The sequence below is a fragment of the Kribbella sp. CWNU-51 genome (assembly GCF_054073265.1).
This window is the reverse complement of sequence record NZ_JBSXMZ010000024.1, coordinates 1-26,721: the sequence shown is the minus strand read 5'-3', so window position 1 is coordinate 26,721 and position 26,721 is coordinate 1. Positions and strand designations below refer to the sequence as shown.

Genomic DNA, 26,721 nt, shown 5'->3' with positions numbered 1-26,721 from the left:
TCGAGGCCGCCGGGTTACCCTCGTAGGGTGACCGATCGACCGTCGCCTCCCAGAATCGTTCGGGCGGTGTGATGAGAGCTACGTCACGTCGGCGCCCCCGTAAGGACGACCGCCTGCAAGGAGTAACTGAGGGAGCCTTGTCTGTCATGGCTGACAGGGTCAGGTACACAATCAGTCCTGAGCATAAGGATTACATGACTAGCGCAGGCCCGGGGCGACTTCGTAGCGATGCTACGGCCTGTCCTAGAGGGCTCGATTTTGGGCTAGTTGAGGATTGGTTGCGCGAGGCCGTTCGCAAGGGTTGCGTCAGTGCAACACTCGACGGCGACTACCCTCGGTATGCGTGGGCGAGGATTGAGGGTCAGGTCTACGAGGCTCGACTGAGCAATTCTGGCTCAGGCGAATACAAGGGGTATCCGATTCTGGACGTCGAGGCTCCGGGGTGGCTGCCGTGAGCGGCGGCGTTGAGATTCGTATCGAGTGGCTCGACGCACCGAAGGTGAGCACCCCGGAACTTGCTGCGACGTGGGCGCGATACGAGGTTTGGGTTGGAAACCGATGCGCAACTCAGCTTGAGGCGGCTGACGGCACCTTTCGACGGTCTGTCTTCGGCTCCCTCTACCCGCTGGCCGAGTGGATAGCGTCGAACTGGTGGGTATTGACCTCCCACGTTCGACCGTCGGCGATCGAGTCGGAATATTGGACTTGGAGCAATGTTCGAGTCCACAACTGGCTCCGCTCACACAACTTCAGGGGTGCCGGCGATGGCATGGCATGGCCAAACCTCACTCTCGTCCTCGAAGGAGCGGTGGCGCACGCGGTCTGGGCACCGGACGTTGATCAGGTTTATGGGTCGATTCGGTTCGTGTCTGGCGGAAGTGCGTTCCTTCCCGGCGATGAAGCAATCGAAGGCTTAGCAAGGCTTGTTGACAACGTATTACAGCGGTTGACAGAGGCGGGGCTCCCTAAGACGTGGCTCGCGGAAGAGTGGCAAGCGATCGCATCTACAAGCGCGGAGGAACAGGAGTTCTGTCGCGCCGTCGCCCGGCTGGGCCGGGACCCGTACTCGGTCTCGGACGAGCTGGCTGCGGACGTTGTGCGCGTCGCATCCGACCTACCTGTTGAGTTGGTCGCCGATTTCTTTGACAGCGCGGACGTGGACGCGCTAAATGATGCCGCGCGGTGGACGTCACGCGCTCTCGGCCTCGCCACCCGGGCTTCCAAGAAAGCCGATGCAAGCCTCATTCCGCTGTACGAGGTGGCATCCGCTACGTCAACGGACGTCTTCGAACGACCGTGGCAGGTTGGGTACGCCCTAGCCCGCAGTGTGCGGGAGCAACTCAACAGTCCGCCCACGGAGCCGTTCGACACGCTCCCGTGGGTTGGATCCAGCGTCACGACCTCCCCGTCGTATGGTCTGCAGGGCGTTGTCGCAGTCCAAAATGATCATTGTGGAGTTGCCCTCGGGGGACCGCCTATCGGCAGGACTGGAGCTGCTTTTCGTCGCGCCCGTGCGCTTGGACACGCGCTGGCACGGCCAGATCAGCACTCCTTTGTGTTGTCAGCAGCGCGCGGATACAGCGAGCGAGTGGCAGGAGCGTTTGCGGCAGAGCTGCTCGCACCCGCGGCGGGCATACGCGAGACCTTGGATGCCGTTGGCGAAATCGGAGACCTTGGACTGGAGTCTGTTGCTCAGCACTTCGGTGTCTCGCCGCTTGTCGTTAGGCACCAATACGCCAATCAGTTGGCCGGCACTACTCGCTAGACGACGCTCCTAGCGCACGGCCGAGGAGCGCCGCAGCGGTGCGATATCGAGGCTGGGCCTCTGCGGGAAGTCGTGCACGACGAAGGGTCGCGACGCCGACCTTCCTGGGGCACGACGTGCGGTTTAGAAAACCGACGTGCCATGCCGACATGCGCCCCTTCAGGCGTCTCGGGGCAACATGAGTTCGGCCGTTACCAGCTCCAGGCGACGCCAGTCGACACAGCTTCGTTCCCAGGCCGTTCCCAGCTGAACTGAGGGTCGGTCCCGGTCACCCACGGATAACCGATCCACGCTCAGGGAGGAGCACCGAGCGGGCGTCTGCCGTTCTTCCAAACTGCTTACCACTCTAGGCGGCAAGGCGGCGGCACGGCAGAAGCTTGCGAGTGGAACTCGACGCCGTTATGGATCGATCCGAACTCGCGCGCTAGCAACCTCATCATGTGGTCGCGACTCACGTCGGCTCGCGGGAAGCGTCCTCTCCAGGTGCAGTGTTCGCGTCACTGACGGAAACCTCGCGACTAGTTCGTCTCTGCCGACGTCGCTTAGGACCACCTGCCAGACCTCGGCACAGTACGTGTGAACCGGCGGTTGGTGGCTCAGTAGGCCGCGTACTCTTCGCACCGTCCGTGCTCGCCAGGCTCCGTCTGGACCGATCCATTTGAAAGGTTCATCGTCGGCAGTCTGCCACCCAAGTTGAATCGCGGCATGTGGGTGCACCGCGAGCCATTCATGGAATCTCGAGTCAGTATCAGCCTCGTAGGCATGAATCACGAGTTCCTCGGCGTGCCAGTCGAGGTGCATCCGGGCGGGGTAGTTCATCGCGCCGCTGTAGGTATCTTCCCAGGCGGGCGCTGGGAGCGAGACGATAGGCCCCGCATGCTGCGGATGTCGTGTTTTGACCTTCCGGACTTCTCGTGGTCGCCCCCACTCAAGCGAGCACCATTCGCTCAGTTCGGCGAGCACGTAGGGCGATTGCGGTCGTGCGGCTACGTAGGCATCCGCGGCGTCCTGAGTCTCCTCGGACCATCCACGTACATCATACGAGCTCGTCCCCTCAGGGCGCCATGGTAGAGGCGTGGTGCCGTCAAGCGGATCGAGTTGTACGTTTACCAGTTTCTCGTCCACGAATCCGAGTTCGTAGGCGGGGAACGGTCCATATGTGAGCAACTCCGCGTCGACGAGGTCGCCGAGGACCTGGGCCAGGGCTCGGCGGCCGGCCATGTAGGCCCACGGACGGTAGCTATGCCGGTTTCCTCGTCGTTTCTGCCGGCTGGCCTGCGCTCGGTGGCCGCCGGATGTCCAAGGACCTGTATCTGCGGCTGCCAATGCGGCCGCGTGGTAGATCAGTGCCGAGGGCGACAGATCACTCGCTTCTGCCAGCCAGACGAGTGGTAAGTCGAACGGCGCAACGAGCTGTCGCGGGTCGTGTCTGTCCAGATGCGGAACCCCCTCTCGGTCGAGTTCTGGGGCGGATCTGGTTGCGAGTGGCGGGAGGGTGATCCGATAAGCACTTAGAAGGGGGCGCGCGGGTGGCCGTGGCGGGGTTGTGTCATACAGCTTCAATAGCCTCGCCGCAATCGACCGGTTTATCGCATCACCGTCCGACGCGGCCGTGACCACGGCATCGCGCAGGTCGACGGTCATCGCGTCGGGGCGACCGGATGCCGTGACTAGAGTGAGCAGCGCGGCCTCAGCTGTCCAACCTCCAGTGGCTATGGCCTCACCCAGCACAAGCTGAGATACCTCAGGGTAGATTTCCAGCGCAGTTTGCAAGACTTCTCGTGCGCCAAAGTCCATTGGCCTCACTGGGTGACCGAGGTGGGTGCAGGTCCACCGCAGCAAGGCTTCGGCTGGTGACGCAGCAGTCTGTAACCCTTGGTCGAGATGTTCGGGGCCAACGGGTGCGTATTCGTCCAGGTACGCCCTGATGTCGGGCCACGCACTCGCCACCAGGTCGACGCCGCCGATTAGCTCGGTCAGCCGCCTCAGATCGGTAGGGAAGATTTGACCAAGGAGTGATCCGCCACTGATGGCGCCAGCCAGGTCCCGGGCCGCAAGTTTGATTAACGCCGGGTGGCGTCCGCTTAGCGCGGTCCGGAACAGCTCGAATCGAGTGCCGCCGTCGTAATGCCGAATCCATCCGTACGCAGGTGTTCGGGCCAGCACCTCGCCAATTGCTATTTCGGCACCGCCGACGTCGCCTGCCTCTGCGGCAAGAGCGCAAACCGCGCCCATGGCCGCGCCGGTCAGTTGCAGACGGCGGGCCTCGCTCAGAATGGCTGCGGCGACGATTCTGCTCGTACGGCCGCGTTCCCTGTCGGCGGCTTGCGTCCAACGGCGCAAGTTACCTTCCGGGATGTCCTCTGGGGATGCTTGGCGCATGTCTGCTAGCAGCAGTGCCGCGCTGGTTGGTGACGCCTCTTCAGCCGTTCCTGCAGTGCCAGGAGTTGTGTCACTGCCCGACGTTCCGGATTCCGATCGATCGCCGGCCGGAACCTCCCATAGGAGTTCGGCGCGTTCGATCAGCGTTGCTATCTCGCCGGTTGAATCGCGGTCGCGGATTGCGTCACGGAGATCGCTCGACGTGGACGGCACTATAGGCATGAAAAGCTGCGTATAGAGCTTCACCACCAGACCGAGATCCACTCGTGTGTCGCGGATAGCGCCGCTCAGCACGGACTCGATCATTTGGGCTTCGTCCATGACACCGCGCTCACAGGGATTTTCTGCGAGAGTACAAGCCAGTGCGGCGTCGCTGTTGAAGACAATTTGGATTAGCTGCTGACTGGCGGTGGAGGCGTGATGGTCCGCTTCGTTGGAAGCAACGGACAGCCGTGATGCGTAGTCTCGGCACTCCGCAAGGAAATGATCCGTGTCGAGGTATTTGTGATCCGCGGAGGCGTGTAACCAGTCGAGCCAGGTCGCGAGCTGCCTGTCGTCGTCATGTTGGCCTGGGCCCCACGATGCCTGCACGGCGCGCTTGAGTGCTGAGCGCGCACTGGCCTGGTTATTGGCGAGGCCCCAGGCTTCGGACTGCTTCAGCCATGTAGAGACGCGGTCGTAAGGGTCGAAGGTGCGTTGGTCAATCTCTGCATCTAGCCGGCCGAGTTCTGCGACTACCCAATCGGCAGAGGTGGCGTCGGCCTCGAGGATCGCGGTCAATACCGCTTGCCGTCGCGAAGGTGGCCAATACTTCGCGCGATCCTGGCTTCGCCAGGCCTCCTCGAACATGGCAATGAGCTTCCGAAACTGGTCGGGGCCACATCGCGCGCACAGCCGCACCAATCGAGCGAACAGGGCCGGTGCCGCTTCGCGCATGTCGTGCCAGCCCGTCCAGTCCAGGGTCTGTTGCGGTGGAACTTCCAGCAACCGCACGATGACGTTGGCACCGCCAGCGACTGTGGGAGGCTCGCCTTGACCAATCGCCGCCGCAACGGCCTGTCCTTCAAGGTCGGCGAGTGCGGACAGTGCTTGTTTGAATCGACGTGTCCCTGCACCTCGGTCGAAGTCATTTGAGTGAGATGGAGGAGTGGTGTCCGGGTTCGGTTTCACGTGATCCGGATGGACACGGCGCAGACGGTCAAGCGCGAGGGCGCTTAGGAACGGTTCTAGTCCTTTCCGACTGGTCGGTGCAGATGGCCAAGGTGCAGTGGTTCCAGGTGGAACGAGCGCGTCGACTTCAGGAGCGTCGTTGAGGCCGGCGCGGATGAGCGCCTCCGCCGCCTGTAACCGCAGCGACAGGGGAAGGTAGCTAGCCTCTGTTGCAGCCGCGACAGGGGCGTCGTCCTCGTCTTCTTCTTCGACCTGTGCAGGATTGGATGCTTGCTGGAGGCTGAGCATGTCCTGCACCTGACGCAGGACCTCCGCAGGCTGCCCATCGGCTAGGGCGGACACAGCGCGGACCACGCGAACACGTGCGCGCCACCCGAGAGGGGCTTCCGCGTCAATCACCTCTGCCAGTTGGGCCTGTGTCTCGTCGTCACGCACGGCGTCCGCAAGGTCGAAACAGCGTGCGTGGGCGAGATTTCGCGCTGCAATGACAGATGCTCTTCTCTCCTCAGCTTCGCGCAGTCTTCGCCCGCGTTGACGATCTTCCTGACCGTCGCGGACGTGTTCCCGTGTTTCAGGTTCGACTGGATTTGACGACGGGTGGGGCAGAAGATGATTCAGTTCGTCCAGCACCCGATCCAGACCGGATCGGTGCCATGTCACCTCAGCCCAGTCTGCGATGCTGCCCTCCCATTCATGGCCGGCTCGACCACTGGTAGAGAGCTCCTCAACTAGTCCGCGCAGACTGCCTGCGGCGCGGACGATCTCACCGGCCGCGTCAACGTCGCCACTGGCTGCAAAGTTGGCGGCCAACTCGAGCGCGTCTGAGCTCTCGAGCCGTAGCGCACCGCCTCGGACAACATGCTCCAGCGCGTCTTCGGGATTAGTCGCTGCGACGGCCCGTGCTAGTTCTTTCGGCTCTAGCACGAGCTCCCGTTGTGCCAGCTCGTTTGTGAAGAGCACCCCTCTTAGAAGCGCCGGATAGTTCTCCGACTCAGAGGCGGCTCGTAAGGCGAGCGACGTGTGTTCTCGAACGGTGGCAGCCGGTCGCGCGTCGACCAGCGTTGCACGGAGCCTCTGCGGAGTGGCGGCCTCGAGTACGCGATCGTACTGGCCGGCGAGAAAGCGATGTGCCAACTCCTCATCGCGGTACGCGGGCCAGTTGCCGCTCTCGGCGCACCGATCCGCGAGGTCTGCATGGAGGGCTTGGTCATGTGCTGGGCTAATCTGACCCGCGATTCGCGCGGTCTCATCCGCGAGAAATCTGCGGAAGCTGTTATGAATGAATCGCCATTCCCGACCGTGACGGTGAAAAAAGGTACTCGCCCTTTCCGTGAACTTCGTGAGAGCCGCAGGCTGAGTCCACGTTGCGAGCCAATCCAGATTCACAGGACCGCGGAGCCGGGAGACGGCGCCCACCAGAGCTACAAGGTCCGAATCGCCCAGTATGGAGCCGAGATAGCCGCGATAACGCGCTTCGATGTCGCCGCCATATGAGGATGCGTCCGAAAGCGTGGAGTCGGCAAGCAGGCGCCGGTCGCCTCCATCGTGCTCACTCTCCAAAGCGCAGAGATCTTGAAGAATATACGTTAGGGCGAGCGGGTGTCCCTCGGCTGCTGCTACCAGTGCCGTGATTTGCCCCGGAAGCAACCAGGCCGACACTCCAGCAATCTCCGCGATTTTCCGGACTTCGTCGCTGGCTAATGGGGGCAACTCAACCGTGCGATTCTGAGCGTTGAGCGCTGTCTCGATCGGCGCAGGAAGGATGTCAATCGTCTGGCTGCCGAGGATGATGTACACGCCGTCGTCCAGCGCGGTTGGTGATGGCAACTCGTCAAGCAGCGATCTTGTCGGACTCTGCTCTCGTGGTATGTGGTCGAGCCCGTCAATCACAATGATGGTCTTCTCGCCGCGCTCCGCGAACCTGCGGCCAGCTCGGTCGAGTTGGGCGAGTAGCACTGCTCGCTGGCCGTGGAGGTCGCTGCCGTAGCCTTGCCGGTGCAGACCGCCTTCCTCGAGCGCCAGCGAGAGGTCGTGGAAGAAGCTTGCGGCCTCCCCGCGACCGCTGAGCGGGTCGGGTGAGTCTGGCACGAACGCGTAGTAATGCACGACCCGGCCCGGAAGATCAGAACTCTCCAGCAGAGTTGATTTGCCCGAGCCAGCTGGTCCCACCAAGGCGATATAGCCACCCGCCAAGGTCCGCAGACGCTCCTCCAGAGCTGTTCGCCCGATCGCGTTGGCCGTGTACGTCTCGGGTACGGGAAACCTGTGAGGATGCCGATATCGAAGCCTGTCTGTCCAGCCGAGCCGCTCCAGGACTTGCTCGCGCGACAATTCCACCGGTCGCGATGGATCTGCGACGATTGCCTGCAGTTCCGCTGCTAAGCTCGCTACGTCAGCGGCCGTTTCCGTATCTAATTGCGTAAGGCCCGTTCCCGTGTGCGGAACGAAGCTGAGGGAGAAGTCCCGAAGAAAGTCTACGAACTGTTCGTTCGAGAGTGCGCTGGCGGTGCGTAATGAATCCCAGGCATCGGACCATTGGCCGACTAGGGGAAGCGTCTGTAACTCCGACCAGGTCGCATCGTGTTCAGCGAGGTGCCTCCTAAGTGGCTCCCACGAGCGCGAGATAAAGGCGGCGAAGTGGCGCGGTGGATCGACACTCGCGGTCGAGAGGGGGGTGCCTTTCGGAGGCGATGCTGTGGACGCATAGTCATTGGTGCACAGGTGAATCGTTAGTGGCCCCGTCCAGTCCTGGCGCAAACGCACCCAGGCCCTTGCCAGTTCAGTCAGCAGCGCCGGCGCCTCGCCGACCGGATTGACAAGGGAGCTCCATTGAAAAGAAGTCGGGTATTGTGACCATTTCACTTGTATCGCGTGTCGTCGCGACCCCGCCTTGAACTGGAAGTCGTCAGCGACGCCCGCGCTCGGATCGGCGCACCGTATCCAATCCAAAACGGGGATCCGGGAATGAATGATCCGTGCAGCAAGATAGTACTGTCCGGAATATCCGACCATGGCGGCTCGCTCGCCGGTACTCGGGGCGACGCCATTTTCCTCAGATTCTGGTCCCATCCCTCAGCCTGCAGCTTCCGACTTGTTCGCTATACGAGAGCTAGTGCGCCCCGACGGCCTGTCCGAAGGTCTACCGCGCATGGAAGCTGGCCGCCAGGCCCGACCTGTCGCCTCAGCGTCGAACCTTTGGCCAGATCGATCTGATCCGCGAGGTTGTGGAACGAAGTGGGCACGCACGCGAGCGCCTCGGCATTCTGGGGATGGTGTGGCCAGGCGCGGGCCTACTGTTCGCGCCAGGCCAGAGTGGAGGTGTTCAACGCTGCATCCGCAACCCGCATTGCGAACTCAGTCTTGAGTGCCGCGCGTGATGAGTCGATCCAGTCCTGGATTTTCTTCGCGCCAATGTCGCCGTACTCGACGGCCTGGATCAGGCACTCCAGCTTGTCGGCGTCCTTTGCGCAGATCGCCTCGACCGTTGCTTGGGCCTCGTACTCGGAAACCGCATCAATGATGGACTGCGCTGATCTGCTTGGCAGGCTGGCGACTTGATCGGCCGTGATCGCTTCGTTCGGCTGAGCACGCACGTAAGGTTTTGCGCTGTGGGGGATGTCTCCGATCCGGGTCTCCTGGGAGTCATGCCACAGCCCGAGGTACGCCGCCCGAGCCGGATCGCCTCCTTCCTCGGCAGCAATGAGCGCTGCGAGCTGGGCGACCCGGAGGCTGTGCTCCGCGACTGACTCGGGGTCGCGGATGCCGGCGTGCCACCAGCCTGAGCGCCGCAGTCGCTTGAGAACGCCCATTTCGTAGGCGAACGCCGCGGTGCCGGTCGCTTCCTGGTCGTACGACTCGCTCATGTGATCGCCCTTCGTCGCTAGCGGCCAGCCAACTGTGCCGCGAATCGTAAGTTTGCCAGTTCCGTACGAGCGTGACGGCTGAGGGCCGGGGTGTCGGCCTGGTCGAGGACCTCGAACATCCGCGCGCGGAGGGCCGAACTGGCTTCCAGGAGGTCGCGGCGAGCCATGACGAGACCTAGGAGGCTATGGACGTTCATCTCGGCGTTCTTCGGATCCGTGAGGTGGCTCATCAGATGCTCGATTAGTCGGCGGCCTGACCAAAGTTCAGATCCGGAGGTCAACATCGCCTCATCGTCGGGGTAGGTCTCCGGAATCTCGCCGAGCCAGTACGCCCAGTACGTGAGCGCCCCCAGGAGTTGATTGTTCTCTGAGAGCGTCCCTTGGATGAAGTGGCGGACTGGTTCCACGTCTCCCTGTCTGGCAAGAGCCAGGCTCGCAGATCGAGTCGCGATACCCCCTGGCACGTCGCGCACGTCGAGCGCTCGGACAGCGATGCGCCGATGCTGGTCTGCTAGCCAGATGGCCGACGACGATCGGGTATCGAATCCCAGCATGTACGTCGCTTGCCGACGGATCAGCTGCGCTCCGTCGTCGGCGGCTTCGGCAGAGACCAACATCTGGTCGAAGAATGACTGCCGCTGCACATCGGTCAACTGAGGCTTGTCCGCAACAGGGCCGCGGGACCTCGGAAGGGGGAGGCCGCGGACGCTGGACGGTGCGACTCCAGTGAAGGGCCACGTGGCGAAGGCGACGAAGTCCCGTCGGTGTACGGCGTGGCCGAGCGGGTTATCGCGAACCGACATCGGTGTACCGGCGGCGTTGATGCACGTGGCAAGGAGTTCGTCAGCCTCAACCGCGAGCGACAACATCGACACAGCACTCACCGGTGCGCCGAGCGCGGCCAGCGCGCGTCCGAGCCGGAGCAGCTCGGATCCCCTTAGCGCGCACAGCGGCCGGCGCCCGCTCTCCCAGCCTTGAAGGGTGCTGTCATCGACGGCGAGCTCCTCGGCCAGCTCGACCTGAGTGAGCCCGAGCGAGCCTCGGAGTAGCTTCAGCAGGAACCCAGCAACAACCCCGATTTCCGGGCCTTCTGGGAAACCCTGCATGCCGGTCAGGGTTCGCGATCTCACCACCGCGTCCGCTGCCTCCCCGTCGAGCTGGCAGGCCCTGAAACCCGCACTAGCAGTCAGTTCCTCACTGGTCACCATCAGTATTCACTAGTTCGCGTGGAAACGAGAGCGACAACAGCCCCTGCGGATCATTCAGGTTCCGATGAACCGTCCTTTCCCGCTACCAACTGTTCCAGCCGACTAACGCGTTCACGCAGGTCCGTGACTTGCTGCTCCAGATCCGGCGGTTCCGAAACGTTGCTATCTGAGGTGGCAACGAAGACCCCAACACCCTGGGTGCTCCGCAGCAGACCTTCGCGGCGAAGCAGTTCGATCGCTCGGCGCACCGTCATCGTGGCCACACCGAGCTGCTTCGCGAGTTTGGGGCCGGTTGGAAGTCTGTCGCCCGGTCTCAGCTCGCCGGACGCGATCGACTCGCGAATGGCGTGCGCGACTTGGAGATAGGGGGCGCTGGTTGAGGTCTCCTCCAACTTCATAGCTGAACGGTAGTCCGCGCTAGGTCAGCTAGTCATGTCTAGCGGCAAACTGTTGTAGGTTCTAGTTAGCTAGTCTAGTCTAGTCAAGACTAGACTTCTGAAAGGAGCAGCAATGCAGAACACCACGGATTTCAAGCGGCGGTGGCTCTCGATCGCCGAGGTTGCGACGGAGCTGGGGATGGCCGAGATGACTCTCTATCGAGCGATCGCGGCGGGTGCGTTTCCGGCCGTGCGCATCGGCCGACGCCTCATCATCCCGGCCAGGGTCCTTGACCAGATGGCCGAGGCCGCGGTGACGACCGGGCGGGTCGTGTCCGCGAGCGAGTTCCACATCGAGGCCTCTTGAGACCGCTCATCGCGCAAGACCCGACAACCGAGCAACAAATCAAGACCGGCCCCGCACAGGCGCCAACCAGAACAGGGCCGGTTCTCCCATCACTCAGGAACGAGTTCGAGAGGTCTACAGCATGACTGACGCGGTACAGGCTGGCACGGAGTGGGTGCCGGCGATTGGGATGTTGGAGGAGTTGCCGTCGGAGCAGGCGGCGGTGATCAGGGGCTTGTTCGAGGTGGCTGCGCTTGTAGCGGATCACCCGGAGTTGCCGGTGCCGTCGGTGCGGGTTGTGTTCTGGCCGCGACGGAACGAGGACTTTGAAGCGGCGTGCCGCGAGGTCGATCAGCTCGGTGCCGTGCTCGGTGTCGCGCCGGAGTTGCACAACGGCCATTACGCCGTGGCCACTGGGTTCGGTCCTGTCGAAATCACGTCGTTCGCGATCTCGAGGGACACCATGGCCGCGCACACCGCGCACATGTCGTACGCGAACAACGTGCAGCCCGAACAGGTATCGGAGCTTGACGCGTCCGCTCCGGTGGCGGGGGCAGTGCGATGAGCGAGCGCATGGAGATGGATCTGGCGTGGCGGATGCACGATTCTGCCGCTGCGGCGATCGACAAGGCTGACACGAAGGCAGGTTTCGCGGCGACGGTGGAGACCGCGCTGGCGGCGGTGGTGCTGACGCTGGTGTCGCGATCGCACGGCTCGCCGCTTGGCGCGCGGATGGCGTTCGGTGTCGCCTTGGTGTCCCTCGCGGTGGCGTTGGGCTCGGCGCTGCTGGTGGTGGTGCCGCGGCTGCACCGCCCGGCTCATGCGCTGGTGCCAGGGGAGTTCTTGTACTTCGGCGCGGTCCGGGTGCGGTCGATCGAGCAGCTGCGCAAGCACATCGTTAACCAGGGCAACGCGAGCAGCAGGTACGGCGTAGCGGAGCCGTTGGAGGCGATCGCGCATCACTCCAAGCGGCTCGCGGAGATCGCGTGGACGAAGCACCGCCTGGCGCGGGTGTCGGTCCTCGCCGCGGGCATCGGTGCTGTGCTGGCTGTGGCCGGTGTGCTGATCGGTGGTGCGCGATGATGCGGCGGCCGACCCGGACCGAGGGTGTGATGGTTCCGAACCTCACGCTCGCGATGGTGGCGCTGCTGGCCGCGGGCGTTGCCGCGATCGCATGGAACAAGACGCCCGCGCTGACTGAGCTGGGCTACTGGACCGCCGCGACTGGTGCGGTCGGACTGGCGACCGCCGGGCTGCTGTTCTGGAGACTGATGCACGGTGCGCTCATCGCCACGCCGCTGTGGATGCTGCTCGTCGGCGCGATCGGGCTGCGGCTCGGCGCGCCGGGCGACGCGGCGGGTTGGGTGATCGGCGCCGGCCTTCTGCTGCTGGTGACCCTGGGCCTGGTGGCGGTGAACCGCCCGGTCGGCAGCGGTCTCGCTGCGACTCTCTGGCTCGCGTACACCGGGGTCGCGCTGCACGCCCTGCCCCCGGCTGTGGAGGCTTCGGAACGTTGGTGGCAGCTCCTCGTGGCCGCCGGCGTGGTGCTGCTCGGTACGGCGGGGTTCACGCTGCGGTCGCGGTCCAGCTCGCGTGGTCTGCTGCGTCGCCTGGGCCGCGCCGGGCGGCTGACCGACGGGCTGGCGTCGGGATGGGATGTGCGGCGGGTGTCGTCGGCGCGGATGCTGCGCAAGAAGGCCAAGATCGTGCGCCCGTCGCTGGCCGAGGTGCCCGCGTGGAAGCGGCGGTTCGTGCCACTCACGCACATCGGCGCGACCGTGGCCACGGTCGGCTGGGTCAAGGTCCGGTCCTCTGCGGAGGACCACACGCTGACGGTCGCGGGTCCGCGCGCAGGCAAGACCGGTCTGATGATGAACCACCTGCTGGACGCGCCGGGCGCGGTGATCGCCACCAGCACGAAGACCGACATTCTCGACATCACCCGCGGCCAGCGTGCGAAGCATGGCCCGGTCTGGGTGTTCGACCCCGACGGCCTGACAGGTGACGGGTCGACGATCACGTTCGACCCGCTGACCGGTTGCACGGACCCGGGCGTGGTGATGGATCGTGCGTCGGACCTGCTCGACGGGGTCGGCGCCAAGAGTGACGACGCCGAGCACTGGCTGAACCTGGCCCGGCAGGCGTTGACGGCGCTGATGCACGCCGCCGCGCTCGGCGGCTACACGATGGCCGACGTTCAGCGGTGGATCGCGCACCCCGACGACCGCGCCAAGCACGACGTGCTGTACGAGCTGCGGGCCGCGAACGCGACCGGGTTCGAGCAGCAGGCGCTGCAGTTCTTCACCAACAACGAGCGCACCCGCTCCAGCATCTCCACCACGATCATGCCCGCACTGTCGTGGCTGTCGGTCCCGACTGCGGCCGCTGCGGCGGCACCGGGTGGCGTGCCGTTCCACGTGGCGCGGCTGCTGGCCGAGACCGGCACCGTGTACCTGCTCGGCGCGGACGACAAGAAGACCGCGCCACTGGTCACTGCCCTGACCGCGCACATCGCCCGCCAGGCCAAGACCCTCGCCGTCCGTACGCCTGGCCGCAGGTTGGACCCGCAGCTGACGATGGTGCTGGACGAGGCAGCGCTGATCTGCCTCATCCCACTGGACCGGTGGACCGGAGACTTCGGGTCCCGGGGGATCACGCTGCACATCTCCGCGCAGTCCCGCGCACAGCTGCGGGACCGGTTCGGCGAGGCCGCAACCGGGGCGCTGCTGACCAACGTCACCACGAAGGTCGTGCTGGCCGGCACCAGCGACGACGACGACCTGCAGTTCTGGTCCACGCTGTGCGGGGAACGCCTCGAGCAGGTCGCGACCCGCGACCGCACCACCGGCGGAGTGTCGATCAGCGACCGCCGCGTCCCGGTCCTCACCCCGGGCCAGGTCGCGCAGCTACGCGCCGGGCAGGCGCTGATCATCACCCGCGGCATGCCGCCCGCGATCGGGCGCGTGAAGATGGCCTGGAACCGCCGCGACCTGCGCATGGAACGGTTCCACAACCGCCGCAGCGTCCGGTGGACGGCCCGCCAGGTCGCCGCACTCGAGAACCGGGCCGGTGCCCGGCTGCTCACCGACACCGCCTGGCTACGTGACCAGCTCATCGCGACAGTCGACAGCGCAAGCACTACCCGTCGCCGCATCACCGGGCCTGTTGCCCACCGCGCCGTCGCCCAGCTCGACGTCGCGCTGACCTGGCTCGAGATCAACGACCCCGCTCGCGAGCTTGTCGCCCGGCTCCGCTTGGCCGGCGCGATGCGCAAGGCCCGCGCCCGGCTCGCCGGCCGCGGTCAGCGACCGATCGATCGGCAGGTCCGTCGATGAAGTGGCCAACGGCAACCAACGGATCACCGGCCGCCGAACTGCGCGCCTACTACGGCTGCGCCGAGGTCGAGGGACGCGGCCTGAGCGCCGTGCCCGCCTATGACGAGCACGGCCACCCGACCGGGCTGGTCGCGATCAACGCCGACGAGTTCTGCGACTGGCTGGACGACTACATGGACGAGCTGCTCCAGGGAGATGACTGATGCAGTACGACGACGAGAAGGACCCCGGCAGCGCCGCGCTCGCCGCGGTGGCCGGGCTCGCCCGCTCGGTCGAGGCCCTGACCCGCGACGTATCCGCGATGAAGGCGGGTCTGAAGCAGACCGCTTCCAAGACCGCCGTCGCACGGCTAAACGACACCGTTGCCTCGCTCGGCAACACAGTCGCCTCATTCGAAGATCTGCTGACCCGGCTCGCGGCCAAGCCCAGCACCGCCCGCGCCCAGGGGACAGGCGCCGACGGCGGGCCCGATGCGGAGCCTGTGCGGTCGTGGCTCCGGATGCCGGAGCAGGACGAGGCCGCGGCGCAGACCGTGCTGAGCGAACTGCTCCCGTGGATGGAATCCACCTATCTGCGATACGCGACCGCGCGGGAGACGCTGCCGCCGTGCTGGCTGTGGCACCCCGAGATCGTCGAGGAATTGCTGTGGCTGATGGACGCCTGGACCGCCGCCTACGAAGGCGATGAAGCGTCGAACAAGCTCGTCGGTGACTGGCACGACAGGCAGCGCCCCGGCGTCACCCGCCGCATCGGCGAGTACGCCCCGGCCTGCGACGTGCTCGCCCACCGCGACGCCGCCGGGCAGCACGCGATCACGGTGCCGCTCGCGGCCGACGCCGATCCGTTCGTGACCTGGTGGGCCACCGGCCGCGACGAGAACGGCCCGGCACCGACACCCGAGCAGATCAAGGCCGGCCGCCGCGGTGACCGTGGCGGCATGGCCGCCGTACCCGACACCGCTGGTGGCCAGCGATGACCACCCTGTCGATCAACCTGCCCGAGGTCTTCGACCCCGGCAGGGTCACCTGGCCAATGATCGCCGCCGGCGTCGCCGGGCTGCTCATCCTCGCCGCCGTCCTCACCGGCCTGATCTGGGCCGCCCGCCGAGCGGTCCGCAGCGTCACGGCCGCCGTCGAGGCCGGGCGGCTCACGACGCGACGGGTGCTGATTACCGTGGCGGTCATCGCCGCGCTCGGCGTGGCCGGGATCGGTGGCGCCCGCTCGTTCGGTGCCGTGTCGACCAGGTTCCACAGCCCGTTGGTGCCGTTGGTTGCCGACGGCATGATCGTCGCCTGCACCGCGCTCCGGCTCGCCGCCCTGACCCGAGGGTGGCGAATTCCGGGCGCGCTGGTCACCACGTACGTGTTTATCGGCGGCACTGTGTGGCTGAACATCGACACCGCCAACGGCGTAGCCGACGCCGTCGCGCACGCGCTCGCGCCCCTCGCGTACGCCGTTCTGGTCGAGATGCTCGCCCACCTGCTGCGGCTGCACCTGCGGCTCGCGCAGCCCGCGAAGCCGCGGCTGTCGGCGCTGACCTGGATCACCTCCCCGGTGATCACCACCCGCGTGTGGCTGCACCTGTCACGCACCGGTATCGACGACCCGGTCGCCGCGCGGGCGCTGGTCCAGCAGGTGATGCGGATGGCGTCGCGGCTCGCGACGCTGTGCCCGAGCCGCAGGGTGTGGCCACTGGATGCCGCTCGGGCCGCCCGGACGGCCGCGCTACAGACGATCCGCGACGGACTGCTGTCGGCCGGCGAACTCGCTGCGCTGCTCTCGGCCGGCGGACGGGTGACGCCCGGCGAACTGCTCGCCTTGGTCGATTCCGCCGCTCTCGGTCTCACCGACCCCAGCACAGCGGATGAGGCCACCGCCACTGAGGTACCGAGCACCGCCGCGCGCACCGACCAGCCGAGTGCACCGGTCTGGCTCCTGGCCTACCTGATCGGTGCACTTCGCACCGCATCTGCACCCGCACACGCTGCTGCACCGGTGCACCGACAGACCCGCACCGCGCCGGGTGCACCGGTGCACGGCACCGCCCCGAACGCTGCACCCGCATCGGTGCACACACCGCACTGCACCGATCAGCGCAAGGAGGCCGCCGACACCGCACCGGGCAAGACAGCGGCACCGTCGGACGCTGAACTGCTCGATGCGGTGGTGCGCCACGCAGCGGAGCACGGCGGTGCGCCCCTTGGGCAGCGCGAAATCCGCCGCGCTACCGAGGAGGCGTTCGGGCGGCCGGTCGGCTTTGGCCGGGCCAAGCGCCTCCAGGAGCTGGCGGGGTGGGCCGAGTCCACCGCCCCTGAGGACACCGACACTCGGTCACCTGCTCCGCAGGTGCGGGGACAACTCCAACTCGTCAGCGAGTCCGGTGAAAACAACCCCGACAACAACGCCGACGACACCACCACTAGCAGCGAACTCGAATCGAGCAGCAGCCGATGAGCATCCACAGTACGAATTCAGCGAGCAGGAACCAGAGCAACAATCGACTCGCAGCAACCACGATGCAGTTGCCGAACGATCTGATGATTCAGCAGCAGCCAGTAGGCAGCAGCAGGATCAAAGAACTCAGATCACACCCAGGCATCACGATCAAGTGGAGCCTCGACTCCATTTGTCGTCGGTCGGCTGATGCGCCCCGATGGGCGCGCTTCGGGGCCGCGGTGGGGGGTGCGGCATGGCGGTGATGAGCATCCGCAGCGGCCACCGGGCCGACTACTTGACCGGCGCGGTCGCGTCCGGCCGGGAGAACTACTACACCGGCGCCGTGGCGGCCGGCGAGCCGCCGGGCCGCTGGTTCGGCAAGGGCGCCGAACAGCTGGGTCTGTCCGGCGAGGTCGATGCCCAGGACATGACCGCGCTCTACGAGCGGTTCATCGACCCGCGCGACGAGGCGTTCCGCGATCCGTCGCGGTGGGACGAGGCCGACACGCTCGGCCACACCGGGCGGGCGTACAAGACCGAGGAGCAGGTGTATGCCGATGCGCTGGCCAAGGAGCCCGGTGCATCGCCGGAGCGGCGGGCCGAACTGCGCGCCGAAGCGGGGCGATCGGTGCGCAAGAACGTTTCGTTCCACGACGCCACGTTCAGCCCGCAGAAGTCGGTGACGGTGCTACACACTGCGTTCGAGGCCCAGGAGGTGCAGGCCCGCACCGCTGCCGAGGCGGCCCGCGATGCACGCGAAGAGGCGCGCCGCACCGGAGATGCCGCAGCGGTGCACCGGCACCGCACTGCGGTGCACCGCGCCGAGGCCGAGGCGGTGCACTGGTCGAAGCACCGGCAGGCGGTCGAGGATGCGATCTGGGCCGGGAACCACGCCGCGCTGAACTACCTGCAGGACGAGGCGGGTTACACCCGCGTCGGTCATCACGGCGGTGCCGCTGGCCGGTGGGCCGATACCCACGAGTGGGTGATCGCGTCGTTCTTCCAGCACGACAGCAGGGAGCACGACCCGCAGTTGCACATCCACAACGCGATCCTCAACCGCGTCCAAGCCCCGGACGGCATGTGGCGCACGATCGACTCCAAGGCGCTGCACCGGGTCCAGCCCGCCGCTGCGTCGGTCGGGGAGCGGGTGATGGAACAGCACCTCGTCAAGAGTCTCGGGGTGCAGTTCAAGACCCGCCCCGACGGCAAGTCCCGCGAGATCGTCGGGATCGACCAGGCCGCGATGGACCTGTTCTCGTCGCGCCGGCGAGCGATCACCAAGAAGACCGCGGTACTGGTGCGCGAGTTCGAGGCCCAGTTCGGCCGCGAGCCGAACAACCTGGAACTCGCCCGGCTGCAGCAGACCGCGACGCTGGCAACCCGCAAGGCCAAGTCCCACAATGGCGAGACGGTCGCCGAACGATTGCAGCGGTGGGACGCGCAGCTGCGGGCCGAGGTCCGCGGCGGCCTCGGCAAGGTCGCCCGCGATGTGCTCGCCTTGCAGCAGCGTCAGTGGCTTCCGGGCCGGGTCAACATGGCCAAGGTGCTCGAGATGGCGCTGGCCGAAGTGCAGGCCAAGCACGCCACTTGGCGCGCCGCGGACCTGACCCGCGCCGTCAGCAACGCCCTGCCCGACAACCTGGGCAACATGAAGCCGGAGAAGATCGCCCGGCTGCTGGACAAACTGACCGAGCGCGGTGTCGCCATGGCGCAACGAGTCGATTCCCGCCACCTGGGCGAAACCAGCGCCGACACTGCCGTGCTGCCCGACGATCTGCGACGCGCCGACGGCACGTCGGCCTACTCCGCGCCCGGCGCCACCCGGTACGTCACGCCGGACCACCTGAAGGCCGAGCGTCAGCTCGCCAACGCGGGCTACGCTCGCGGCGCGGTCGCAATGACCGCCGCCGACACCGACGCGTTCGTGAAGCAGTTGGCCGCGGCCGGGCTGGAGCTCGGCGCCGACCAGGCCGCGGCGGTACGCGGCCTCCTGTCTTCCGGCGCGAAGGTCGAGACGCTGATCGGCCCGGCCGGCACTGGCAAATCCCGCGTCGTCGGTGCCCTGGCCAAGGCGTGGCAAGACCCTCACCTGTGGAACGGGCAGCAACACCGCATGGTCGGGCTGGCCGCATCGCAGGTCGCCACCGAAGTCCTGGCCGCCGACGGCGTCACGGCCAAGAACATCACCCGGTGGCTGATGATCCAGCAATCCATCGCCGACGGCACCGCCTCGACCGAGGACCAAGCATGGGCGCTGCGCCAGGGTGATCTCGTCGTGGTGGACGAGTCGGCTATGGCCAACACCAGCGACCTGGCCGACATCCACTCCTACTGCGACCAAGCCGGGGCAAAGCTGCTGCTGGTCGGTGACCACCGCCAGCTCGCCGCCGTCGGTGCCGGCGGCGGCATGGAACTGGTCACCGCAAACGCGCTGACCCACGAGCTCACCGAGACCCGGCGCTTCCAGGCCGGTTGGGAAGGCCCGGCATCGCTGCGGCTCCGCGACGGCGACGAGTCGGTGCTCGAGGAGTACCACCGGCAGGGCCGAATCCTCGACGGCGGCCATCTCGAAGCCGCACAGCGCTCCGCGGCCGACGCCTGGCTGGCCGACCACCTCACCGGGCTGCACACGTTGCTGATCGTGGACACCAATCATCAGGCCGCCGAACTGTCCGCGCAGCTGCGGGCTCGGCTGGTCGACTACCGCCTGGTTGACGACGAACGCACCGCCTGGCTTGCCTCGACCGGCAACCGCGTCGGTCGTGGTGACCTGATCCAGACCCGGCTCAACGCCTGGCACCTTCACGGCTATCGTGGCAACAAACGCGCCGCGTTGAACCGCGACGAATTCCTCGTGACCGAGGTCCTGGACGACGGCGGCCTGAGGGTTGCGCCGCTGATCCGCGGCACCCGTCAGCCTGTCGAGGGCGAGACGATGGTCCTGCCAGCCAGCTACGTGCGGGAGTGGGTCGCGCTCGGGTACGCCGCCACCGTCCACTCCTCCCAAGGCCTGACGGTGGACTCCAGCCACCTGGTCGCCACCCAGAACACGTCGGTGTATGCGCTGTATGTCGCGATGACCCGCGGCCGGGCAGCGAACACCGCCCACGTCGTCACCCAGTCACTGGCCGCCGTGGCCGAGTACGGCGAGACCACCGACGCGGCGAAGCATTCGCCGCTGTCAGTGCTGCGCGCAGCGTTCGACCTGGACGACCCGCAACTGTCGGCGTTGCAGGCCGCGGCCGAGTCCGCCGCCGAAGCCAACCGGCTCCGTACACCTGCGGAACTGCTCGCCGACGGCATCGCGCTCGCCACCGCCGGGCGCACCGCCCGATGGCTGGACGAACTTACCGACACCGGCGTCCTCACCCCGGACCAGCGCACCGCCCTGGCTGTCGAGGACGGCGCCGGGACACTCGCGAACCTGCTACGGCAGATCGAGCTGGCCGGGGACGACCCCCGCCAAGTGCTCGCCGACGCGATCCAGCGCCGTTCCCTGCACGACGCACGCCGGATCAGCCACGTCGTCCAGGACCGAATCAAGCGGATCGGGGACCTCGACTCGGTGGGTGACACCTACACCGCCCGACTCCCACAGGTGGACGACCCGCAGTGGTCGGCGTACCTCGCAAACCTCGCCGCCGAGGCCGACACCCGCGCCGACGAGCTCGGCGCGAAGGTTGCCGCGGAACAGCCGCAGTGGGCCATCGAGGCGCTCGGTCAGCCACCAACCGAGGCCGGCCGCGACCGCGATGCCTGGATTTCCCGGGCAGGAGCAGTCGCCGCGCACCGCGAGGTCATCGGCCATGAAGCCAGCGACGACGCCCTGGGCAAACCACCCAAGCCCGGCCAGGTAGAGCAGTACGCCTCGTGGCGAGCCGCTTGGCGCGCCCTGGGACGGCCGGACGCCGACCGCGCCGAGGCCGAGATGTCCACCGGCCAGCTCCGCGTCCGGGTCCGCGCCTACGAACGCGAGAAGGCGTGGGCACCGCCCTACGTCGGAGAAGAACTAGCCGGCACCCGGCAAGCCGCCGAGCGCGAACGCCGCACTGCCGCCCTGCGGGCTGCCGAAGCCGCCGCGACCGGCGACGAGGCCACGCGCGAACGGCTGCGCGCCGAGGCCGAACAGGCCACGGCGCTGGCGCAGGCGCTCGACACGCGCGCAGCCGAACTCCTGATCGCCGACGACGCCCGCGCCGTTTGGTGGGCGCACACCGCCGAGACCCGGGCCGCCGCCGAACGCGCCGAGTTCGAGCTCGACGCCCGCGGCATCGACAACAGCGACGACGGCCCCACTCCAGAGGAGTGCCTCGACAGCCTCGATGCGAACGAGCTTGCTGAGGACGAGCACCGCGAGGTCACGGCCGAGCACGAGCTCACCGACGTCGCCGAGCAACGTGACACCGACACTGTGGAAGCCGTACCAGGTGACGAGTTCGTGGATGCCGAACTGGTCAACGACCAGCTCACCAGTTCCACCGAGAAGCCAGTGGACGAAGCCGCCGACGAGATCCCCGACGCGGACACCGTTGCCGACGACAACACCACGGCCCGGGAGGCCGCCGACGGTACGGCCGAGGATCGTGCGGTGCTGGAGAGCCAGGCGCCGGTCGACATTCGCGAGATCGCTGCTGGGGAGGAGCCGGTCGCGGAATCGGACGCGCCGCGGGTGCCGTCCCCGGACGAGACCGCCGAAGCCGTACGCCGCGCGCAGCGGGCGCTGATCGAGATTCAGCACCGCCGCGAAGCAGAAGTACGCCACGCCGACGACGAAGCGGCCGAGGCCGCACGCGAGGAACAACTCGCCCAATGGCACGCCGACGACACCGCCGCCGACCAGGCGAACATCACAACGACCACGGCGACTGAGCACGTAGCCGATCCCGGCCCGGTCATGGAGCTGGGCCGCGACGACGACTAACCACGCGGTGGCTCTCCCGCCCCTGGCGGGCGGGAGAGCACCCCGGCCTCCGGCCGGGACGAAAGCCCTTCTGTGGCTGGGGTTGGTGGGCAGGTGCCAGACCGCCCCCTCCGAAGTCAAGGGGTTCTCGGCTGGAGGACGGCGGCGCTCGCTGCGCTCGCGTATTTCCTTGTCCACCAGCCGAGAACCCGTTGACTTCGGAGCCTCTAGCGGCCCGGCAGACGGCAGTAGCCGGCAGGCCCCAAGGGGCTGCCGTCACACAAAGCCCACCAGCGACAGGGGACGACGATGCCGAACACAACCACCAGCACCCAACAGACCAACTGCCCGGCGTGGTGCACCCGGCGGCGCCAGGTCGGATGCGGCCGGCCGGCACGCCCGTCCAGCTCGCCGAAGCCCCAACGCTGACATCGAACTCGGGGAGGGCCGTGGTGAAGGATCACGCACCCGCGGCGCCTCCCCGCACCAACCAGGAGTAAGGGGTTGAGGACCGATGACGTTGACGATGACTGATCTGTTCTGCGGTGCCGGGGATCGAGCACCGTCGCTGTGCAGGTCCCGGGGGTGACGGTGCGGCTGGCCGCGAACCATTGGAAGCTGGCCGTCGAGACGCACAACAGCAACCACCCGGCCACCGACCACGACTGTGCGGACCTGTCCCAGGTCGAGCCTCGCCGGTACCCGCGCACCAATGTGTTGTGGGCGTCGCCGGAGTGCACGAACCACTCGCAGGCCAAGGGCAAGAAGCGCAACGTTGACGCGATGCCGGACCTGTTCGGGGACACGCTGCCGGACGAGGCGGCGGAGCGGTCGCGGGCCACGATGTGGGATGTAGTGCGGTTCGCCGAGCACCACCGCTACGACGCGATCGTAGTGGAGAACGTCGTGGACGCAGCGCTGTGGGTGCTGTGGCCGGTGTGGCGCTCGGGTCTGGACGCGCTCGGCTACTGCGTGCACGTGGTGTACCTGAACAGCATGCACGCGCAGGCCGGTGGCCTCCCGGCGCCGCAGTCACGCGACCGGCTGTACGTCGTGGCTCACCTGCGCTCGTCGGGTTGCCCGGACTTGAACCGGTGGACCCGGCCGCGTGCGTGGTGCAAGGGCTGCGGCCAGCTGGTGCGGGCGATGCAGGCGTGGACGAAGCCGGACCGGACCTGGGGCCGCTACCGCGCCCAGTACGTGTGGCGCTGCCCGAACGTTGCCTGCCGCAACCAGGTCGTCGAGCCGGGCTGGCTCCCGGCGGCGGCCGCGATCGACTGGAGCCTGACCGGGGAACGGATCGGGGACCGTGCCCGGCCGCTGGCCGACAAGACGATGCAGCGCATCCGGGCCGGGCTGGCCCGCTACGTGAAGCCCGAGCTGCTGGTGCCGGTCGAGGGCCGCGACGGCAAGACCGCCGCTCCGCTGTCGGAGGCGATGCGCACGATGACGACCCGCAACGAGACCGGGCTGCTGGTCCCGGCCGGTGGCACCTGGAACGAGACCGCGACCACGCTGGCGGAGGTGATGCGGACCAGGACCACGCGGGAGTCCGAGGCGCTGGTGGTGCCGCTGCGGAACAACAACACGACCAAGCGGGCAACTGAGCCGTTCGACACGTTCGCGGCCGCAGGAAACCACCATGGGCTGCTGATGCCGTACTACGGCAACGCCACCAGCCGCGCCACGAGCGAGCCGCACGGCACGTTCACTACCCGCGACCGGTACGCGCTGGTCATGCGAAACAACGGCTCCCGCTACGACGGTGCGGAGATGTGCACAACCACCACCGAGACACTCCGCACCCTCACCACCGCAGGGCACCAGTCGCTGCTCGACCCGCAGACCATCGCGGTCGAGGACTGCCTGTTCCGGATGCTGGAGCCGCACGAGGTAGCGGCAGGAATGGCGTTCACGAACGGCTCCGTGGTGCTGGGCAACAAGCGCGAGAAGGTCCGCCAGCTCGGCAACGCCGTCACCCCACCCGCCGCGCGCGACCTGATCGCCGCCGTCGCCGAAGCACTCCGACACGACCTCTCCGACCTCCACGCCGCATGCACACCCGGGGGGCGGGCGACACCGCCCGCCCCCTCATCCCCCCGAAATCGCAAGGAGAGCTTCATGACCACGCCAACCAACGACATCGCCACCGCCGCTGAGCAGGCCGATTTCCAGGTGGCCGTGACTGCGGTCACCCGCGCGATCCGCGCCATCAACAACAACCAGCGCCGCGGCGAGGGCGCCGAGTTCATCGCGCACCTGCTCGCCACGGTCGCCGCGAACCTCGGCAGCAGCGACGCACTGACCGCCGGGCGCCCAGGATCGTGGGAAGCCGCCGGCGTGGGCGACCTGCTGCGCAGCACCGTCGGGCACAACGACGAGTACCTGCTGACCTATCGCACCGAACCGATCGAAGTTGTGGTCAACAGCGTCTACGAGCTGGACGACCTGGGCATGTACGAGACCTACGAGGCCAGCAGCGATCACATCGGCCGCGCACTGTTCGGTAACCGATGGAGCCGCTCTCGCGGCAGGTTGACCGTGGACGAGCTGGAGCAGATCAAGGACATCGAGGAACAGCTTGTCGAACTGGAGAAACACGACCGCGACGCATACCAGCAACGGTTCGCCGCCACCGTGCGGGCACGGTTCGAGCAGCTGCGCACCGAAGACCCGGGCCGCCCACCCCGAACACCTGACCATCACGGTCCGATTCGCCCACGACAACGCCAACAACGACGACCTGACCGACGCCTGGGGCAGCGACCTGGCCAGCCAGCTCTACCAGCACGCCCGCGAAACCACACCAGTGCCCGGCAGCGACACCGCACCTGACTGGGCGGCCGGCCACCGCCACGCCGACACGCTCCTCGCCGCCGGGCACTGGCCGCATCTACGCATCCCCACCCTCGCCCACTACGGCTCCCCCACCCACCACACCGAGCACTGACGCCGACTCGAGAACAGGAAACGACTGATGACGATCAAGGTCCGGCTGTCCGGAGAACCCGACGACATCGCCCGACTGGTCGAGCACCTGCGACACCAGTTCCAGGTGGCCGGCGCAGACCGCGCCTACTCGAACCGCGGATCGTTCGGCGTCCGCGTCTACCTCGAACTCCGCGAGCCCGCCGCAGCCCGGGACAAGCAACGAGTCCGCAGCGAACGAGTACAACCCGACCGGACAGGAATCGAGCCGTGACCACCACGCGGCGCGCCAGGCCAGTCCTGGACACGGACCACCAGGCGCTCAGCCGCGCCGCGCACTGGCACGCCGACCACGGCATGGCAGTCTTCCCGCTGGTCCCTGGCCGCAAGGTACCCGCCGTGGAGAAGGACTGGGAACACGCGGCAACCACCAACCACCTCGCGATCGCCCGCACCTGGCGAGAAGCGCCCTACAACATCGGCGTCGCCGCCGGACCCTCCAACCTCCTCGTCGTGGACCTCGACCAGCCCAAGAACCCCACCGACCTGGCACGCGAACCATGGCGAAGACGCGGAGCAACCACAGGAGCCGACGTACTCGCACTGGTGGCCACCGACCACGCGGTGGACCTGCCCGACACCTACACCGTCACCACACCCTCACGTGGGCAGCACCTGTACTTCCGCCAAGCCATCACCAGCCAGCTCGGCAACAGCGCCGGCCGCATCGGATGGAAGATCGACACCCGCGGCCACGGCGGCTACGTCGTCGGCGCCGGCTCGATCACCCCCCATGGCCGGTACCTGGCGACCAGCACCACCGCACCGCAACCTCTGCCGACCTGGATCACCGACGCACTCGACGCAAGCACGCCGTACCCCGGGCCGACGGGAACCGTTCCCGAGCTGAAGAACACCAGCGGCTACACCTTGGCCGCACTCGCCGGGGAACTCGAGAAAGTCCTGGCCGCCACCACCGGTCAGCGCAACGACACCCTCAACCGTGCCGCCTTCGCGCTTGGCCAGCTCGTCGGCGCGCACCTCCTGGACGAAGCAACGGCCCGCGACGAACTCCTGTCCGCCGCCGGTCGCATCGGCCTACCGCTCATCGAAGCCGGGCGCACCATCACCTCAGGGCTCACCGCAGGCGCACGCCAGCCCCGGCAACGACCCGCCTAGCCCCCCACCATCAACTCCGAGACCAGAAGGGCCTCAGGAAGCCAATAGCGGCTCCTGAGGCCCTTCCCACGTGGTTTTGCTCACCTGGCGTGTGTCTGCTCCACCTCGATCGGGGGCACGCCCGACCGACGCCACGCCCACGCCAACGTCGCCAGCGCACCCTCCGCAAAGCCCGGCCGACCTGGCAGCCCACCCCGGGCAACCGCCCGATCAGCAGCCTGCGTCTCCTGCTCGACCAGCTCCTCGTATGCCTTCTCCCGCGTGCGCGTGATCGGCGCGTACGCTCGCTCACGGACCGGCCCGCTCGGAAGATTGAAGGTCGTGATCGCGCATGCCAACCATTGGCATGTCACCTGCACTCCCGCGAGGTACCAATCGCCCCGACCCCCAGCGTTCAGCGCATCGCCGCGCCGCTCAGCCGTCAACCACAGCCGCGCAAACTCGCTCACCCGCACATGCAGGTTCTCCCGGCGAATCCGGTCGAAGTCTCGGCCCGTGAGCTCCATACCACAAGACGATCCCATACCGTGCCGACAGTTTCGAGGGGAGCGCGTCGGGTGACCCGAGACCGGCGGGCGCTATGAGCCGCTGGCAGCCGCGGCCCCGGCGCTGGCTTCTGAACGTCGGGACCTAGGCGCTGACTCCATCCCGGCAGCGGCCCGTCACGCGACGCCGGGTGAGCGGGGACAGCATCGATCGAGCAGGCACTTCGCCTCGCCTCGTCACGGCGAAGCCACCGGCGCAAGATCCGAGATTCGGCCGTGCCGTCAAGACCTCAACCCGGTGAAGGCGGTTGCCTGCAGCAAATGGCTGATGGTTTCACGTTGAT

Annotated in this window: 17 protein-coding genes and 1 pseudogene; 13 read left to right on the top strand and 5 right to left on the bottom strand. The window is 67.0% G+C overall.

The features are described 5' to 3' along the window. Nucleotides 1–451: 451 nt before the first annotated feature. The gene (locus ACXC9Q_RS25675; RefSeq protein ID WP_457059209.1) at nucleotides 452–1,765 is read left to right on the top strand and encodes an ImmA/IrrE family metallo-endopeptidase; all 1,314 of its coding nucleotides are present in this window, start codon (nucleotides 452–454) and stop codon (nucleotides 1,763–1,765) included. A gap of 399 nt (nucleotides 1,766–2,164) precedes the next feature. Here the strand turns inward: ACXC9Q_RS25675 and ACXC9Q_RS25670 are convergent, their stop codons facing one another. The 4 genes from ACXC9Q_RS25670 to ACXC9Q_RS25655 all read right to left on the bottom strand — a co-directional run bounded on the left by ACXC9Q_RS25670 (nucleotide 2,165) and on the right by ACXC9Q_RS25655 (nucleotide 10,786). Next, nucleotides 2,165–8,329 (bottom strand): hypothetical protein, encoded by a 6,165-nt coding sequence (locus ACXC9Q_RS25670; protein ID WP_457059208.1) that lies wholly within the window; start codon nucleotides 8,327–8,329, stop codon nucleotides 2,165–2,167. 278 nt (nucleotides 8,330–8,607) lie between these two features. Further along, nucleotides 8,608–9,180 (bottom strand): HD domain-containing protein, encoded by a 573-nt coding sequence (locus ACXC9Q_RS25665; protein ID WP_457059207.1) that lies wholly within the window; start codon nucleotides 9,178–9,180, stop codon nucleotides 8,608–8,610. 17 nt (nucleotides 9,181–9,197) lie between these two features. Continuing rightward, nucleotides 9,198–10,388: a helix-turn-helix domain-containing protein gene (locus tag ACXC9Q_RS25660; protein WP_457059206.1), complete on the bottom strand. Its 1,191-nt coding sequence runs from the start codon at nucleotides 10,386–10,388 to the stop codon at nucleotides 9,198–9,200. A gap of 50 nt (nucleotides 10,389–10,438) precedes the next feature. Next, nucleotides 10,439–10,786 (bottom strand): GntR family transcriptional regulator, encoded by a 348-nt coding sequence (locus tag ACXC9Q_RS25655; protein WP_457059205.1) that lies wholly within the window; start codon nucleotides 10,784–10,786, stop codon nucleotides 10,439–10,441. Nucleotides 10,787–10,898: 112 nt separating this feature from the next. Between ACXC9Q_RS25655 and ACXC9Q_RS25650 the strand changes: the two genes are divergently transcribed. The 12 genes and pseudogenes from ACXC9Q_RS25650 to ACXC9Q_RS25595 all read left to right on the top strand — a co-directional run bounded on the left by ACXC9Q_RS25650 (nucleotide 10,899) and on the right by ACXC9Q_RS25595 (nucleotide 25,892). Further along, on the top strand, nucleotides 10,899–11,132 hold the full coding sequence (locus ACXC9Q_RS25650; protein ID WP_457059204.1) for a helix-turn-helix domain-containing protein: 234 nt from the start codon (nucleotides 10,899–10,901) through the stop codon (nucleotides 11,130–11,132). A gap of 121 nt (nucleotides 11,133–11,253) precedes the next feature. Beyond that, on the top strand, nucleotides 11,254–11,676 hold the full coding sequence (locus tag ACXC9Q_RS25645; RefSeq protein ID WP_457059203.1) for a hypothetical protein: 423 nt from the start codon (nucleotides 11,254–11,256) through the stop codon (nucleotides 11,674–11,676). After that, nucleotides 11,673–12,194 carry a Pycsar system effector family protein gene (locus ACXC9Q_RS25640; RefSeq protein WP_457059202.1) on the top strand — a complete coding sequence of 174 codons (522 nt, stop codon included), beginning with the start codon at nucleotides 11,673–11,675 and terminating at the stop codon, nucleotides 12,192–12,194. The genes ACXC9Q_RS25645 and ACXC9Q_RS25640 overlap by 4 nt, the downstream gene beginning before the upstream one ends. A 29-nt stretch (nucleotides 12,195–12,223) precedes the next feature. Then, a complete protein-coding gene (locus ACXC9Q_RS25635) occupies nucleotides 12,224–14,446 on the top strand; it encodes a type IV secretory system conjugative DNA transfer family protein (protein ID WP_457059201.1) in 2,223 nt (740 codons plus the stop codon). Next, nucleotides 14,443–14,649, top strand: coding sequence for a hypothetical protein (locus ACXC9Q_RS25630; RefSeq protein ID WP_457059200.1), 207 nt, complete (start codon nucleotides 14,443–14,445; stop codon nucleotides 14,647–14,649). Before ACXC9Q_RS25635 ends, ACXC9Q_RS25630 begins: the two co-directional genes overlap by 4 nt. Next, the gene (locus ACXC9Q_RS25625; protein WP_457059199.1) at nucleotides 14,649–15,422 is read left to right on the top strand and encodes a hypothetical protein; all 774 of its coding nucleotides are present in this window, start codon (nucleotides 14,649–14,651) and stop codon (nucleotides 15,420–15,422) included. Before ACXC9Q_RS25630 ends, ACXC9Q_RS25625 begins: the two co-directional genes overlap by 1 nt. Continuing rightward, a complete protein-coding gene (locus ACXC9Q_RS25620; protein WP_457059198.1) occupies nucleotides 15,419–16,900 on the top strand; it encodes a DUF2637 domain-containing protein in 1,482 nt (493 codons plus the stop codon). Before ACXC9Q_RS25625 ends, ACXC9Q_RS25620 begins: the two co-directional genes overlap by 4 nt. A gap of 235 nt (nucleotides 16,901–17,135) precedes the next feature. Beyond that, nucleotides 17,136–21,806, top strand: a complete 4,671-nt coding sequence (mobF, locus tag ACXC9Q_RS25615; RefSeq protein WP_457059197.1) for a MobF family relaxase — start codon at nucleotides 17,136–17,138, stop codon at nucleotides 21,804–21,806. A 493-nt stretch (nucleotides 21,807–22,299) separates the two neighbouring features. Continuing rightward, nucleotides 22,300–23,810: pseudogene (locus ACXC9Q_RS25610) on the top strand (DNA cytosine methyltransferase); the annotation flags it as partial. 784 nt (nucleotides 23,811–24,594) lie between these two features. Beyond that, nucleotides 24,595–24,735 (top strand): hypothetical protein, encoded by a 141-nt coding sequence (locus tag ACXC9Q_RS25605; RefSeq protein ID WP_457059196.1) that lies wholly within the window; start codon nucleotides 24,595–24,597, stop codon nucleotides 24,733–24,735. 27 nt (nucleotides 24,736–24,762) lie between these two features. Continuing rightward, nucleotides 24,763–24,987: a hypothetical protein gene (locus ACXC9Q_RS25600; RefSeq protein WP_457059195.1), complete on the top strand. Its 225-nt coding sequence runs from the start codon at nucleotides 24,763–24,765 to the stop codon at nucleotides 24,985–24,987. Further along, nucleotides 24,984–25,892, top strand: a complete 909-nt coding sequence (locus ACXC9Q_RS25595) for a bifunctional DNA primase/polymerase (protein ID WP_457059194.1) — start codon at nucleotides 24,984–24,986, stop codon at nucleotides 25,890–25,892. Before ACXC9Q_RS25600 ends, ACXC9Q_RS25595 begins: the two co-directional genes overlap by 4 nt. A gap of 80 nt (nucleotides 25,893–25,972) precedes the next feature. Here the strand turns inward: ACXC9Q_RS25595 and ACXC9Q_RS25590 are convergent, their stop codons facing one another. Then, nucleotides 25,973–26,398 (bottom strand): hypothetical protein, encoded by a 426-nt coding sequence (locus tag ACXC9Q_RS25590; protein WP_457059193.1) that lies wholly within the window; start codon nucleotides 26,396–26,398, stop codon nucleotides 25,973–25,975. Nucleotides 26,399–26,721: the final 323 nt, after the last annotated feature.

Coding starts and splice junctions, on each gene's coding strand:
- ACXC9Q_RS25670 (WP_457059208.1), bottom strand. CDS start 8,329: ATGGTCGGATATTCCGGACAGTACTATCTTGCTGCACGGATCATTCAT.
- ACXC9Q_RS25665 (WP_457059207.1), bottom strand. CDS start 9,180: ATGAGCGAGTCGTACGACCAGGAAGCGACCGGCACCGCGGCGTTCGCC.
- ACXC9Q_RS25660 (WP_457059206.1), bottom strand. CDS start 10,388: ATGGTGACCAGTGAGGAACTGACTGCTAGTGCGGGTTTCAGGGCCTGC.
- ACXC9Q_RS25655 (WP_457059205.1), bottom strand. CDS start 10,786: ATGAAGTTGGAGGAGACCTCAACCAGCGCCCCCTATCTCCAAGTCGCG.
- ACXC9Q_RS25650 (WP_457059204.1), top strand. CDS start 10,899: ATGCAGAACACCACGGATTTCAAGCGGCGGTGGCTCTCGATCGCCGAG.
- ACXC9Q_RS25645 (WP_457059203.1), top strand. CDS start 11,254: ATGACTGACGCGGTACAGGCTGGCACGGAGTGGGTGCCGGCGATTGGG.
- ACXC9Q_RS25640 (WP_457059202.1), top strand. CDS start 11,673: ATGAGCGAGCGCATGGAGATGGATCTGGCGTGGCGGATGCACGATTCT.
- ACXC9Q_RS25635 (WP_457059201.1), top strand. CDS start 12,224: ATGGTTCCGAACCTCACGCTCGCGATGGTGGCGCTGCTGGCCGCGGGC.
- ACXC9Q_RS25630 (WP_457059200.1), top strand. CDS start 14,443: ATGAAGTGGCCAACGGCAACCAACGGATCACCGGCCGCCGAACTGCGC.
- ACXC9Q_RS25625 (WP_457059199.1), top strand. CDS start 14,649: ATGCAGTACGACGACGAGAAGGACCCCGGCAGCGCCGCGCTCGCCGCG.
- ACXC9Q_RS25620 (WP_457059198.1), top strand. CDS start 15,419: ATGACCACCCTGTCGATCAACCTGCCCGAGGTCTTCGACCCCGGCAGG.
- mobF (WP_457059197.1), top strand. CDS start 17,136: ATGGCGGTGATGAGCATCCGCAGCGGCCACCGGGCCGACTACTTGACC.
- ACXC9Q_RS25600 (WP_457059195.1), top strand. CDS start 24,763: ATGACGATCAAGGTCCGGCTGTCCGGAGAACCCGACGACATCGCCCGA.
- ACXC9Q_RS25590 (WP_457059193.1), bottom strand. CDS start 26,398: ATGGAGCTCACGGGCCGAGACTTCGACCGGATTCGCCGGGAGAACCTG.